The sequence below is a fragment of the Microcoleus sp. B3-A4 genome, from assembly GCF_036705385.1.
Classification (GTDB): domain Bacteria; phylum Cyanobacteriota; class Cyanobacteriia; order Cyanobacteriales; family Microcoleaceae; genus Microcoleus.
In genome coordinates, this window is the sequence record NZ_JAUBUI010000010.1 from 62041 (window position 1) to 75022 (window position 12982).

At 47.2% G+C, this 12982-nt stretch carries 13 protein-coding genes; 2 read left to right on the top strand and 11 right to left on the bottom strand.

Annotation, left to right across the window (positions count from 1 at the left end):
• Nucleotides 1–4: 4 nt before the first annotated feature.
• Both QUB33_RS07415 and QUB33_RS07420 read right to left on the bottom strand, forming a co-directional pair.
• Nucleotides 5–1069 (bottom strand): DMT family transporter, encoded by a 1065-nt coding sequence (locus tag QUB33_RS07415; protein WP_333349045.1) that lies wholly within the window; start codon nucleotides 1067–1069, stop codon nucleotides 5–7.
• Between the two features lie 142 nt (nucleotides 1070–1211).
• Nucleotides 1212–1712, bottom strand: a complete 501-nt coding sequence (locus QUB33_RS07420; protein WP_190661416.1) for a YbgC/FadM family acyl-CoA thioesterase — start codon at nucleotides 1710–1712, stop codon at nucleotides 1212–1214.
• A 142-nt stretch (nucleotides 1713–1854) separates the two neighbouring features.
• On the opposite strand from QUB33_RS07420, the gene QUB33_RS07425 reads away from it, so the two are divergent.
• Nucleotides 1855–2706, top strand: coding sequence for a universal stress protein (locus tag QUB33_RS07425; RefSeq protein WP_333349124.1), 852 nt, complete (start codon nucleotides 1855–1857; stop codon nucleotides 2704–2706).
• 119 nt (nucleotides 2707–2825) lie between these two features.
• On the opposite strand, the gene psbM is transcribed toward QUB33_RS07425, so the two are convergent.
• The 9 genes from psbM to QUB33_RS07470 form a co-directional block, all read right to left on the bottom strand.
• Nucleotides 2826–2939, bottom strand: coding sequence for a photosystem II reaction center protein PsbM (psbM, locus tag QUB33_RS07430; RefSeq protein ID WP_006631488.1), 114 nt, complete (start codon nucleotides 2937–2939; stop codon nucleotides 2826–2828).
• Nucleotides 2940–3231: 292 nt separating this feature from the next.
• Nucleotides 3232–3528, bottom strand: coding sequence for a 2Fe-2S iron-sulfur cluster-binding protein (locus QUB33_RS07435; RefSeq protein WP_190733006.1), 297 nt, complete (start codon nucleotides 3526–3528; stop codon nucleotides 3232–3234).
• 148 nt (nucleotides 3529–3676) lie between these two features.
• Nucleotides 3677–5572 carry a TolC family protein gene (locus QUB33_RS07440; protein WP_333349048.1) on the bottom strand — a complete coding sequence of 632 codons (1896 nt, stop codon included), beginning with the start codon at nucleotides 5570–5572 and terminating at the stop codon, nucleotides 3677–3679.
• 141 nt (nucleotides 5573–5713) lie between these two features.
• Entirely contained in the window at nucleotides 5714–7099 is a 1386-nt protein-coding gene (locus QUB33_RS07445) for a TIGR03279 family radical SAM protein (RefSeq protein WP_333349050.1), read from the bottom strand.
• A gap of 73 nt (nucleotides 7100–7172) precedes the next feature.
• Nucleotides 7173–7940: a methyltransferase domain-containing protein gene (locus QUB33_RS07450; protein ID WP_333349052.1), complete on the bottom strand. Its 768-nt coding sequence runs from the start codon at nucleotides 7938–7940 to the stop codon at nucleotides 7173–7175.
• Nucleotides 7941–8158: 218 nt separating this feature from the next.
• Nucleotides 8159–10717 (bottom strand): sigma 54-interacting transcriptional regulator, encoded by a 2559-nt coding sequence (locus tag QUB33_RS07455; protein WP_333349054.1) that lies wholly within the window; start codon nucleotides 10715–10717, stop codon nucleotides 8159–8161.
• A gap of 154 nt (nucleotides 10718–10871) precedes the next feature.
• Entirely contained in the window at nucleotides 10872–11093 is a 222-nt protein-coding gene (locus tag QUB33_RS07460; protein ID WP_333349056.1) for a hypothetical protein, read from the bottom strand.
• A gap of 241 nt (nucleotides 11094–11334) precedes the next feature.
• On the bottom strand, nucleotides 11335–11526 hold the full coding sequence (locus tag QUB33_RS07465) for a DUF5615 family PIN-like protein (protein ID WP_333349125.1): 192 nt from the start codon (nucleotides 11524–11526) through the stop codon (nucleotides 11335–11337).
• A 3-nt stretch (nucleotides 11527–11529) separates the two neighbouring features.
• On the bottom strand, nucleotides 11530–11916 hold the full coding sequence (locus QUB33_RS07470) for a DUF433 domain-containing protein (RefSeq protein WP_333349059.1): 387 nt from the start codon (nucleotides 11914–11916) through the stop codon (nucleotides 11530–11532).
• A gap of 136 nt (nucleotides 11917–12052) precedes the next feature.
• On the opposite strand from QUB33_RS07470, the gene QUB33_RS07475 reads away from it, so the two are divergent.
• Nucleotides 12053–12967, top strand: coding sequence for a tetratricopeptide repeat protein (locus QUB33_RS07475; protein WP_333349060.1), 915 nt, complete (start codon nucleotides 12053–12055; stop codon nucleotides 12965–12967).
• Nucleotides 12968–12982: the final 15 nt, after the last annotated feature.

Genomic DNA, 12982 nt, shown 5'->3' on the forward strand with positions numbered 1-12982 from the left:
TGTTTCATTTTTTAGCGACCGAACCGCTAGATTTACCCAAATATATTCCAGCCAAAACTACAGAAAAAGCAAACCAATTAAACAAGCTCAAACTTTCCGAAAACAGCACCCAAGCCATAATAGCCGTAATTACGGGTTCTAGCAGCAGGAAAAAAGCTACAAATTCCGACGACAAACGACCTAGACTGTGGATAAGTAGTCCCTGACCGAAAGCTTGGCAAATCACCGCCAAAGCAATTACAGTCAGCCATCCCTGCCAAGAATAAGGGAAAACTCGATCGCCCGCAAGCACAACGAGTGGCAAAAACAATATACTGCCAATGAAACATCGCCATATCAATATAGTTGTTGCCGGAAACTTGGTTCGCAAATGTTCTGAAATTAGCAGATTTCCTGCATAAAACATCGCCGATAAAAGAGCAGCAATGTCGCCGACAAAAGTGTCTCCCGCCGTTTGCAAATCGTCGATTCCGATCGCAATTGCGCCGGACAAAGCCACCGCCAGTCCCACCAAAAACCTGTTGTCAAAGCGCCGCCCCAACAGCAGCCATCCCCCCAAAGTAGTAAATAAAGGAGTTAAGTTTCGCAGTACAGTAGAATTAGCGACATTAGTCTGACTCAGTGACCAGGCCCAGAAACCCACAGAAGCAGAAGAAACCACGCCTACGGCTGTTAACAGCATCACATCCTGCAGAGTGTAGTTCGATCGCTCTTCAACTTGTTCCCCAGACATTCGGCGACGCGCAGCACCCGCACCATTCCACACTCCAAATACTACAGTTGCTATCCACAAACGGTTAAAAACAGTAGCATTCGGGCTGATTTCCCGTTCGCTCAACCTAATAAAAATCGCAGCCAGCGACACCGCTAGCAGCGCCGCCGACAGCGATGCGATCGCCCAAAATCTACCTTGACTGTCAGCTAATTCACCATTTTTTAAAGTCTCCGGGCTTCCAGAAACAATACTTGTCTTTTCTTCAGTTGTTAAGACAGAGTTTAACTCATTATCCTCCCAACTACTGCGCTGAAGTTCAATATTTTGCTCGGGCAATCCCAGTTTTTTTGACATTATTAAAAGTTCCAATGAAGGCAGAAGGCAGTTGTGTAGGGTGCGTGACCAAAGAAAATTTGGGCGACGAATGGAGTGACTCAAAAGTCACGCACTCTACTTACTAGGGCTGCACCAACTATTTTTTAGAGTTAACAGCAGCTTAGGCTGAAGGTTTGACAGAAAGCCTTGTCAAAGCCTCCTTGAGCGCCGGCGGCAATTGCCGGATAATCTTGTTCTTGTCTCGATCGACACCAACCAAAGTTACCTGTGCTGTCACATATAACTCCTGAGTATCAGCCGATCGAATTTGGTAATCCCAAAGCAGCCGCACACCCTCAGTAGCAGCGATCCGCGTTCTGACTGCCACAGATTGACCCATTTGTACAGCCCGGTGGTAGCGCAGCGAAAGTTCCACCACGGGCAATTCCAAACCCTGCGCCACCCAGTCTGCATACTCGATGCCAAGAGAGCGCAAACTTTCCACCCTAGCTTCTTCCATCCAAGCCAGATAAGTCCCGTGCCAAACCACACCGCTGTAGTCAGTATGGTGAGGATACACTCGCACCAAATATTCAAACCAGCCCTCCGAGTCAATCCCGCGCCGATTTTGAATAGCACCAGCCGGTGCGAGTTCTGGTTGAGTTCGATCGTTTTCTAACACGTTACAAATTGTTCCAAAACGCTACATTTCTACAAATCATAAAGCAAACTTCAGGCTTATGCTTGACATTAAGCCACTAGAGTACAAACGCCCTAGTCAGAGCGTCGCGCAAGAAAACTCAACTATTTTTACCGCCCAAACCATGATAGAAAAAATTTTAGTAGCCGTCGCCGGTCGCGGCTTGTGCGAAGAGATGTTTAATATGTTGATGGACATCCCTTCCTTGCAAAAAGCCTCTGTCACTGTCTTGCACGTCGTGCCGCCGCAAGTAACATCCGAGGGCATGGCAGCCAAGTTGGAAGAAGGAGGCAAGATTTTAGCACAAGCAGTCCAGTCTTTGAAAATAGATCCCAGCAAAGTCAATCCCCGGCTCAAACAGGGTGATCCGAAAACAACAGTTTGCCAAGTCGCAGAAGAAGAACAAGCCGACTTAGTAATTATGGGTTCCCGGGGACTCGGACGGCTGCAATCGATTTTGGAAAACTCAGTCAGCCAGTACGTTTTCCAGCTAACATCCCGGCCGATGCTGTTAGTAAAAGACGACATCTACGTCAAAAAAATCAAGCGCGTCATGGTGGCGGTAGACAAATCAGAAGCTGCCAAACAGTCATTGCAGCTTGCGCTATCTTTGGTCAAAGAAGCCAGTGGCGGAGAGATAATTTTAGTACACGTCACTAAAGATTTGACGGGAAAAGCCAGCGAAGATTTAACAGCAAGTGCTGAAAAAGACCCCGTATTAGCTCCAGCAGTAGCACTAGCGAAACAAATGGGAGTTAGCTACCGCTGCGTTAGTGCTACAGGCAAGCCAGGGGAAGAAATTTGTCGAATTGCAGATGACTTGAATGCTGATTTGTTGGTGCTCGGTTCCCCGGATCGGCGACCCAACGTTGCCAAAAACTTTGTGGATATCGATCGACTCCTGGGAAATTCGCTATCAGACTATGTGCGAGTTTATGCCAACTGTCCCGTCTTGCTAGCCCGCACAGTCGGCTAGAATCTCATCGTTAAGAGCGAGCAGCTAACACTCAACAGTTAACAAAAAAAGCGCCTCAGCAAAAAGCTGTTGGCGCTTTTTTTGCAAGCAGCAAAGCCAGACAGAAATAGCAGCAGTTGCTAATCTTTTCTGCTTTGACGGCTAGCGGTTTGAATGTACAGAATGATTAGAAAAACGCTGGGAACCAATACAAACAGAATGGTTGCCACAAACCCTAAATCGTTAACTTCCATGAAGACGCTCGCCTCTATCGGAAAATAGGAAAATACACACAACTAGGATATCACTCAAAGGCGAAAGGCAAACTCGAAGATAGAAGGAGGACTGGCAGACAAGCGTCGAAACCCGGTTTCTGTCTGGATGCCTGACAGCCCAACCTTTTATTCCTAGAAACCACGTTTCTTTTCCTAGGTCGGCAAAAGGAATGATTATACAGTTAAATAGGAAAAAAAAACAAAATTCTTGGATTCTGAATTTTTCTTTCCTTCTGCATAAAAGCATCTCTAGCCTTCTGCCTTCTGAGAGTCACGGTTTAGTCTTCACACTCACCGGGCCGTTGACCGTAGCTTGACAAGCCAACCGATAGTTTTCGGGCTTTTTTTTGAGCTTGCGGTTCTCAAAGTCAGTGCGGGGCGACAGATTTTCACTTCCCTCGACAATTTCTACAATGCAGGTGCCACATTGACCGTAGCCCCCGCAATTCATCATCTTTCCCGAAAACGTGTACAAATCGATGCGGTTTTCTAGAGCTTTGAGCCTCAAATTGGCTCCGTCTGCTGCGATGACTTCCTGATTTTCCTTCACAAACTTGATGTTGGCCATTGCCGATTCCTTAACGCAGTTGACATGGAACTCTATTACAAAATATTAACTAATGTGTCGGACGTTTAATAGCCGATGTCTAATTGCCTTTGTGATTAAAGGTGCGCGCGAGCGTAGCTATCCCGTAGGGAATCGTGCCAACCCAATCTCAAGGAGCATCGGAGAGGTTATTAGTCGGAAGATTGCTCACAAACCGCTGGAGAGACGAAAGTCCCAGGTTGTAGGTGATAATTGCCGACAATCGGTTTCTCTCAGCCCTAGTCAAATCAGTTTCCGCCTGAATCACATCCGTCTGAGTACCCACGCCCGCTTGAAACCGCAGTCTCGCCAAACGCAAAGCTTCCCTCGACTGCAAAACCCCCGCCTCAGAAGTTTCGATATTCTCAAAACTCGACTCTAAGCCAAAATAAGCTTGTTCCACTTCCCGGCGCACCTGATTGCGGAGTTGGTCAAATCGACTTTCGGCGATCGTAATATCAGCATCCCGCTGTCTCACCCTGGCGTTCGCCGCGCCCCCATCGAAGATACTCCAAGTCAGACTCGCCCGGATCGAATAACCATCGGCCCAGCCGCGAGCAGCAAACGGGTCCGGGTCGTCAGGGTCTTGCCCCAGCACGTTGTAACTACCCCCAACACTCAGTTGAGGCAAACGCCCCGCCTGAATAGCTCGCCTCTGCTGCTTGCTGATATCCCTCTGCACCAACTGCTGTTCCAACTCGGGGCGATTCCTAAAAGCCTGCACGATACTCTCTTCCAAAGACAGCCTCCAAACGCCCGCTTCCTCTACCGGGTCAGCCGCTGTCAAGTTCGCCGACTGGCTGACATTCAAAATCTCAGCCAGACGCCGCTGGGCAACTCGCTGATCGCGGCGGGCTACTGACAGTTGTTGCTGTTCGTTAGCCAAATTTGCCTGAGCCTGCAACACAGCAAACCGGGTTCCCACCCCTGCCCGTTCCAGGGCTTCGGCATCCCGCAAACTTTGCTCGGCATTTCTCACCGAAGCTTGGCGGATGGCAACTTGTCCGTCCGCGTTTTGCAAGTTGTAGTAAGCCTCAGCAGTGTCGAAGCGCAGTTCCTCGGCTTGGCGTTCCACATCCAGTTCCCGAAGGCGCACCTGTTCCTCTGCCGCGCGGATGTTAGCGCGCCGTCTTCCGAACAAATCGATGTCGTAGCTCAACTGCAAAGTGCTGTTGAGACTGTTGCTGCCGAAATTTGTGCCGGCTTGGGGGGCGGGCTGCCCGGTTCCGTTAGCCCGAGAGTTTAACTGGCGCTGCAATCGCCGGACTCCGAGTTCTCCGCCAGCAGTCATTGAACGGCTGGCGTCCATTTGAAAATTCAGGTCTGGATAAAGAGCAGCTTGCTGTTCGCGCAAAGCTGCTCTGCTTTGTTCCACTTGCTGTCCGGCGATTTGCAAAACTTGGCTGTTGCGGCGGGCGAGGTCGATCGCCTGCTGCAAGGTAATTGACTCAGTTTGCTCGATCCTGACATCCTCGGGGTTTGTCGGAAACAGCAGCGGATTCGGGTTGGGTTCCAGGGAAGCCGGAGGATTGGTGTTTAACAGACCCCTCGGAGGGAGAGGGGGGAAACTTTCGTTCGGAGTGCCCCGGAGAATGGGTACCGGGGAACTGGGCACAGGAATATTGTTGGGGCTGCTCGGGGAAGGCTGCTGAGCGTCTGTCGGTTCCAACCCTCTTAGAGGCGTCGAACCGGCCTGAGACAGAGTTGATGGGGAAGCCGGAGCAGCCTGTTGAGGCTTTGATGCTTGCTCGGGCCCGGTTGGGGTAGTTGATGCGATCCTGGCTCCCCCTGGTTGCTGAGACTTGGAGGTTTGAGGGTTAAGGGCGATCGACTGTTCGGCCTCTGATGCTGATTCTGCCGCTGTGTTCGAGGTCGATCGAACATTCTGCCCTAATTCGAGCTGATTGCTAAGGGCGGAACTGTCCTGAGGTTGAGCAGGAGTCTGTGCTGAAGCACTCTGTGCGGCGTTGCTGAAAGTAATTGCAGCGCCCACTCCGACTACGATGATTTGACGAAAAACACGCATAATTTTTTAATTACTCTGCAATCCTAGAGACAATTTTAGAGCAAGATTGAGGTCTCAAGTTTCTAGTCTGTAGCCTGAACTCGACGGTTACAAGTCACAATTACCATACTCATCTTAACTTTTGAATGTTCGATTCAAAATTTAGAATTTAACTTCAGCATTTGCCAGACCGATCGCCGCCGAGATTAGTTCCTCTACTCCGCTCACCGGCAAAATCCGGGTTTTCAGCGAGCTGGCGAGCTGTTCGAGGGTCATGTCGTCTAGAAAACGCGGTTCCCCCTGTTTTAGCATCACCGACGGCAGCAGGATGCCATCTCCCAAGTCTCGCCCCTGCAAAGCTTCCAGCAAATCTTGCCCGGTCAGCAAACCCGTGACAGTGATAGTTTGTCCCCAGTAGTTGCTGCACAGTGCTGCCATGTTGACGGACAAGCCGGGAATTTGGTTTAGTTGTTGTACGATCGGCTCAAAAGCTTTTTCTACAGCATTGCCCACCACCCAAACTAACTTGCGCTCTGGCTCGACTTGCATAGGTTGCAGCTTTTCAAAAGCCGTTTCAAACTGCTGGATAAACTGGCGGATAGAACCGACACCGTTACCAATTTGCGGATAATCTTCGTAATCTTCAGCCGACGGCAAATCTAAACCAGCTATTAAAAACCACTCGTCCGCTAGCCAAATACAGCGCGATTTAGACTTCTGCTTTTTCGCCTTTTGGCCGCCTTTTCCTTTACTTAAAAGCACTTGAATTTTCTGCACTTGCTCGATTACTTCTCGCGCTTTTTCCGCAGTTACTGCGATCAGTTCATCTTCTGCTGGGCGAAAGCGAGTCAAACCCACCGGCACTACAGCTACCGATGCTACAGCGGGAATATTTCCGGTATGAAACTTTGCCAAATCTAACAAAGTGCGTTCTAAATGTTCCCCATCATTAATACCGGGACAAACAACTACTTGAGCGTGAATTTGCAAGCGGCGTTCTTGAAACCATGTGATTTGTTCTAAAATCTTGCCAGCGCGGAGATTTTTTAACAGCCTAATTCGTACTTCCGGTTCGGTAGCGTGTACCGAAACATAGAGAGGAGAAAGCCGCATTTGTTCGATTCTGTCCCACTCTTTTTGAGTCAGATTTGTGAGAGTGAGATAGCTACCATAAAGAAAGCTGAGGCGGTAGTCATCATCTTTGAGATACAAAGTTTCGCGCTTTCCCGGAGGCTGCTGGTCAATGAAGCAAAAAGGGCAGCGATTGTTGCACTGGATTAGTCCATCAAAAAGAGCAGTTTCAAATTCCACTCCCAAGTCTTCGTCATACTCTTTTTCTATTTCTAACTTGTGAGTTTTGCCTTTGGCATCTAAAACTTCTAGTTCGAGAAATTCATCGGCGCACAGGAATTGATAGTCGATCAAGTCGCGGGGTTTTTGACCGTTGACGGCGACGATTGAGTCTCCTGCTTCAAATCCGATTTCGGCGCCGATGCTGTCGGGGATAACTTTGGTGATTAGGGCTGGTCGGGTTGATAATTCGCTCATATTTATTAGTGAGTCCCAATTAGTTATTTGTTATTAGTGGGACTCTGTTACACTTGTTTTGAGTTGATAAAACTTAGGCTCTTTTATCGCCAGCTATGACAGCGATTGGAACCGCATAATGAATTTCCTCGCCTCGAAAATGCGCGCCAATTCCGAGACTATCAACACCAATATCCTCTCTAAAAATTTCTCTGATTTTCTGGTCATCGCCGGGGTTGGGAAAAGAAGCAGCTAACTGTTGTTCTAGCCCAAGTTCTACCTTGTAAAAAGCCAATTTAACATTTTGAAGATTGGCATCTGCGACTAATTTTGGAAACTCTTCCAGAGTCAAGGCGCGAGTATGAGAGGGATCGCGCAACTTCTCAATCCGGTCATAAGCATTCACTTTATCCGGTGGCAAAGCAACATCAGCAATCAGGATTCGACCACCTGGACGACATACGCGAACCATCTCTGATAGAACAACATCTGGCTGCAAAAAATGATGGAAAGCGTAACGACTCAGAACAACAGAAAAAGTAGCATCGGGAAATGGTAGTGTTTCAATATCTCCTTGTTGCCAGGACAGATTAATCAAGTTTTTCTGTTGAGCAAGAATCTGGGCTTGTTCGAGCATCGCTGGTGTGATATCAATGCCAGTAACGTGACTGGCAACTTCCGCAAAAGCACAACTAACAATACCTGAACCGCAAGCAACATCTAAAACTGTGTCTTTTTCAGATACACTCGTCATTTCTCTCAGCAGGTACAGAGACTCTTGATTTGTGTGAGCGTACAATTTAGAGAAGGGAATTGCCTGACGAGTGAACTGGTCGATGATGGATTCCTGATGTGCGGTCATAGTTTAGGATGTGGCTAGCGGAGAATGTTTACAGTTTAACTTGTCTAGGCTGAATTTGGCGATCGGGCAATTTGCCCTTTGTTTTCACTAGGGACTCATTTCCTCTGGCATCTTTGTAATGGTGTTTTCCTGTACCTGTCAGCAAGAAGCCTGCTCTTAAATTGGTCAGAGCGAGTAAAAAATTAAAACTCAAAGTAATATATCGCGCATAGTCACTCTCAGGTTCCTACGATCGCATACCACAAACTCAGCATCAGGCACAAACTCGCTAAATGTTGTGGAATCAAAGATTTAATTGAGCGCTTGGCAATTTTTTGAGTTACAAATATTGTAACTAATAATGATACAATCAAAGTTAAACCTTGCAAGAAACTAATCACCGCTGGATCGCCAATAAAACTCGGTAAATCGTCTCTAATTTGTCCGAAAGTGGCAAAAGCTACAGGAATCACTCGACCGCCTTCCTGCAAACCTAATCGCCAATAGTGAGCCAAACTACCGCCCCAGACTAAGGGTAAATAACCGTAGGCGAGAGAGACAAATGAGAGGGGTTTGTAGGTTGTAAATGGCATGGCTTCTGCTTGTCCCAATCGATAAATTGCCTGCATGATTGCGTAGGCAATTAGGGGAATCATCGGCGGGATAATTAACACTGCGATCGACAGTCCTAAATGAGGTAAAAATTGCTCTAAATTGATGCCCAGCCCCAACCAACTATTTATCTCCGGCAAGCGATGCAGATAAATACCGCCTAATAATAGAAATAACAGGGCAACTTCATAACTGTGAGGAACGTGGGTAGTCCATAATTCGATGCCGGGAGGGCGCAGATTTAATTCTACCGATCGATGCGGACAAGCTTTCAAGCAAGTCATGCACAACACGCAATCTTTATTATCGGTTAATTGGGCGGGATGGGAATAAATCGGACAGCCATTAGTAGTTAATCCTTCCCCCAAGCCGGGGCCGCCTTTGTAACATTGGTAGGTGCTGCATTCCGCCGCGCAGGTTCCTTGTTGGGCGCGAAGTTCGATAATTGAGAGTTTAGCAAATAATCCATTCATTCCCCCGATCGGGCATAAATAACGACACCAAAATCGCCTCTCGAAGATTAGGGAAAAAATTACCGCTCCGGCGGTGATGAGCAACAACAAACAACTGGATAAATAGGCGGTATTTTCTAAATTCCACAACTCTTCCCACAAAAATATCAGAGTAAATAGTCCAAATAGAAGCCAGCCACCCCATTTTTCGGCTTGTTGGCGCGGCCATTTATTGAGAGTTCGAGGGAAAATTTTTAGCGATAGTTTTTGGACGATTTCTCCATAAATCATAAAAGGGCAAAAAGCACACCACAATCGCCCGATGATGGGGAATAATAATAAAATTAACGGCCACCACCACGCCCAAAAGATATTTAGAGCAAAATTATGTTGTCGATCTTGGGGAGCAACAAACAGGATAATTACCACCAATGCAAACACCCAGGTGGTAAACCAATAATTCACGCGATCGGGATACCAATCGCTCCGTAAAAATTGCCGAAATTTTGGATAAATATTTAATAAATTCAGCCGAAACTTTTGTTTTTTCGCTGCCTGGGCCCAAAACACTTCTTCCGTTAATACCTGACTCCCCTGTGCTTGAACTAAGGCGCGATCGACCATTCCCTGCAATTCCTGCAAATTACCTGGAAAATCGTAGGCTTGTAAGCGGCGAATTGCTTCCGGTGTAACTTGGGGCTTGACTAATTTCTTTTTGCGACCAATGATATTGAGATAATAGTTGACTTGTGCCTCTAAATCTGTTTTTCGCACCCGCAAGGATGGGACTGTAATTTTGTGTTGTGTCAGCTTATCTAGCTTGGGCTGCACAATTTCTGAGATTAAAATTATCCGGGCCTTACTAGAACGCGGTGGTCGCGGTATTTGTCCTTCCTTGACAACTGGCGTATAGGTTCCCTCGGTTAATAATTGCTGAATTTGGGGGCATAATTGAGCGGGTAATTCTTGCACGTCATTTAAAATTAACGTCCCTTCTCCCAACCATTCCAACAGCCCCGGTTTGCCGCCCAACCGCCCGAATAATTCCGCTCCATTGCTCTGAAGTAAAGCACTTTTAATCTGAATAATTGGCTCGTTGCGGCGATGGGAACCGAAATGAATTAAAGCAGCTAAATTATCTTTTTCTAAACCAGGTTCGCCAGAGATTAATACCGATCGGCTGTCACTCGATGCCGTGCGAATTTGTTGGCGCAATTTCACTGCATAACGACTATTGCCAATGACTCCTCGTTTCGCCCTAGGTACTAGATAGCTGCGGAGAGCATTTTGACGCTCTCGTTCGTAGGCAATTTCTGCTTCTAGCTGTTCTAATTTCGCCGCCAAACGTTGAGCGTAGGCTTCGGCGATCCGTGGATATCTTTCTAGCAAACCACGCCAGCGATCGGCACTAATTACCCAAAATTGACACTCTGTCCGAGCAATAATTCGACTATCCGCAGGTTGCGATCGCTGGAGAGCAGATAAATTCACGACCGCCCCCGGCAACAAACTACTCGCCCACATTAATCCCGGTTGTTTGCTGCGGTAGCGATCGGCTTGTCCCCGTTCTAAAATATAGAGATTAGTGACAGGCGTATCTTCAATTACCACTCGAAATCCGGCGGGAAAAGTTGCCATTTCCATTTCACGCGCGATCGCCTGTAAAATCTCGCGGGATAATATGCCTAATTCGGTACTTTGTTCGAGCCAGTTAACTAATGTTTCGGTAGACATCGCTTAGCGTCGGCGAAAGCCGAATCGTGGTAGTTGGTGTAGAATATATATTTTTGTGCTACATCAATATTAACTGCTGGGAACGACTAGCATTTTGAGTTTGAGTGGGGTGTTAATTTTCTGTCTTCAGCATAGCCGATCGACACTCCCCGCTCTAATATATTTTTTCTGCACGTCCTCCTGCAATCTGCACATTAAAAGTGATTCCCGATCGCCGAGGCTGCCATCCGAGTCGCACCGCTTGCCGTATCCATTGTGCTACATCAGAGGGTCTTACTGGTTTCACTTCGTTAGTACCGCAACATTGAGGATGAGGTCGATCGGTTAGGATAACTAACACGCCCGCCCGGTTTTTCAGCGTGTTCGACACCAACATGAAGATTTCCGCAACCGTAGTCTGCTTGCGTATAAGTAGCTTGTCTTCGGATTAGCCAGATGAAAGGCTCCCTATCAACAATTATTTTTCTTGTTCCTTTTTTCGGTATTGACATAGTTTGCTAAGCTCGTTAGCGTAAAGGTAAAAATCGCACTTGCCCTTCCCATTCTCCTTCCAGACTGCACTCAGCTATTAGCAAAATTTCCTCGATCGCCAAACCTACGCAAACACGGCGACTGATTTAAAATAACCCTGGCATCGCAAGACCTGCTTGCATTCGCTCATAGGCGAAGTTGGTCATCGTTGCTACATCGTGAGTTAGTACCGCGCGCCCTTGCAGCGCTGCCCATTCTAAGACAGTTGGGTCGTCTGCTTCGATCGACCCCATATCTTGAACGCGGACAATATCAACGTCTGGATTCCGCTGCAGAATACCTCAGACCATCTGATTGTTAAAGTTGTCGTCTGCCAAGAATCGCAGTAAGTAAAACCACCCTTTTTGGTGGCGTCTTGCTAATAGGCGATCGCGTATTCCAACTGGGTTAAAACGCCTTTCTGCTTCCTGCTGAACTTCTCCGGCAAGACGTTGATTTTCCATCAGATAAGCGTTAACTTGGGATTGGTGTCGCAAGTAGTAGCCAATCGCAAAATAAATATCGGAAATTTGAAGAGACGGGTACTGTTCCCTGATTTCTTCTGCTGTGCATCCTTCAAGAAAAGCTGTAATGAGTGTATCTAGGGTGACGCGGCTTCTGCTAACGCGAATCACACCGTTTGCATCAGCCACCAGCAGAATTGGTCCAGCCGTAGGAACAAGTAGCATTTTGAGATTGATGGCAGTGTTAGTTTTCTCTCTTTAGCATAGCAGTTTGCTAAAGTCGATCGCCTTTACAATCAGGATCAGTTCTGGGTTGTGAATTTAGCTTGGCTGTGAGAGGATGTATCAAAAATATGTATTTATGAAACTCAAAATTTTGACGGGACTCCTGACAGGGTTAGTTGTTTCTGCCAGCACAACAGCGCTCTTTTGTCAACCCAGCCGTGCGGGAAATAATAGCTGGTTCGGCAACGGTACTCTCAAATATATTAACACTGGGATTCTGAATCCAGAACCCGTGGTGTGCGCTGCTGTTAATCAACAAGATACTTGTACGAATAGGACTTTGCGATTCACTCTGAAGCAGGGGAGTGATGCTGACGCTACCTTGAAAAAACTGCCAAAAGTTGACTTAACAGTTGTAGAGTTTACCAACAGTCAAAAGTACAGCGTTGCTAAGATTGCCAACTCAGATTTGGCGGCAGGGACGAAAGCTGAGGATTTGTTTATTCGGGGTGAGCAAAAATATGAAAAAGGAGATTATCAAGGCGCTATAGCCACTTACACTCAAGCAATTGCGCTTAATCCTAACTATGCCCAAGCCTACCACAACCGGGGAAATGCCCGCTCTAAATTAGGAGACAACAAGGGTGCTGTAGCCGATTACAACCAAGCTTTACGAATTAATCCTAACTATGCCAAAGCCTACTACAACCGAGGAAATGCCCGCGATGACTTAGGAGACAAGCAGGGTGCGGTAGCCGATTACAACCAAGCTTTACGAATTAATCCTAACTATGTCTTGGCCTACAACAACCGGGGACTTGCCCGCTTTAGGTTAGGAGACAAGCAGGGTGCTTTAGCCGATTACAACCAAGCTTTGCGAATTGATCCTAACCATGTTAATGCCTACTACAACCGGGGACTTGCCCGCCGTGGATTAGGAGATAAGCAGGGTGCGATTCAAGACTTTCAGAAAGCAGCAGACTTATATCAGAAGCAAGGAGATAAAGATAGCTATCAAAAAGCCCTTAACCATCTGAAAAAACTTCAATGAACTGCAACAAATCTC

Excerpts from the sequence above, each read along its gene's own strand:
- QUB33_RS07445 (WP_333349050.1), bottom strand. The coding sequence starts at position 7,099 with ATGAGCGAATTATCAACCCGACCAGCCCTAATCACCAAAGTTATCCCC.
- QUB33_RS07470 (WP_333349059.1), bottom strand. The coding sequence starts at position 11,916 with ATGCTACTTGTTCCTACGGCTGGACCAATTCTGCTGGTGGCTGATGCA.
- QUB33_RS07415 (WP_333349045.1), bottom strand. The coding sequence starts at position 1,069 with ATGTCAAAAAAACTGGGATTGCCCGAGCAAAATATTGAACTTCAGCGC.
- QUB33_RS07440 (WP_333349048.1), bottom strand. The coding sequence starts at position 5,572 with ATGCGTGTTTTTCGTCAAATCATCGTAGTCGGAGTGGGCGCTGCAATT.
- QUB33_RS07450 (WP_333349052.1), bottom strand. The coding sequence starts at position 7,940 with ATGACCGCACATCAGGAATCCATCATCGACCAGTTCACTCGTCAGGCA.
- psbM (WP_006631488.1), bottom strand. The coding sequence starts at position 2,939 with ATGGAAGTTAACGATTTAGGGTTTGTGGCAACCATTCTGTTTGTATTG.
- QUB33_RS07460 (WP_333349056.1), bottom strand. The coding sequence starts at position 11,093 with ATGTTGGTGTCGAACACGCTGAAAAACCGGGCGGGCGTGTTAGTTATC.
- QUB33_RS07435 (WP_190733006.1), bottom strand. The coding sequence starts at position 3,528 with ATGGCCAACATCAAGTTTGTGAAGGAAAATCAGGAAGTCATCGCAGCA.
- QUB33_RS07455 (WP_333349054.1), bottom strand. The coding sequence starts at position 10,717 with ATGTCTACCGAAACATTAGTTAACTGGCTCGAACAAAGTACCGAATTA.
- QUB33_RS07475 (WP_333349060.1), top strand. The coding sequence starts at position 12,053 with ATGAAACTCAAAATTTTGACGGGACTCCTGACAGGGTTAGTTGTTTCT.
- QUB33_RS07425 (WP_333349124.1), top strand. The coding sequence starts at position 1,855 with ATGATAGAAAAAATTTTAGTAGCCGTCGCCGGTCGCGGCTTGTGCGAA.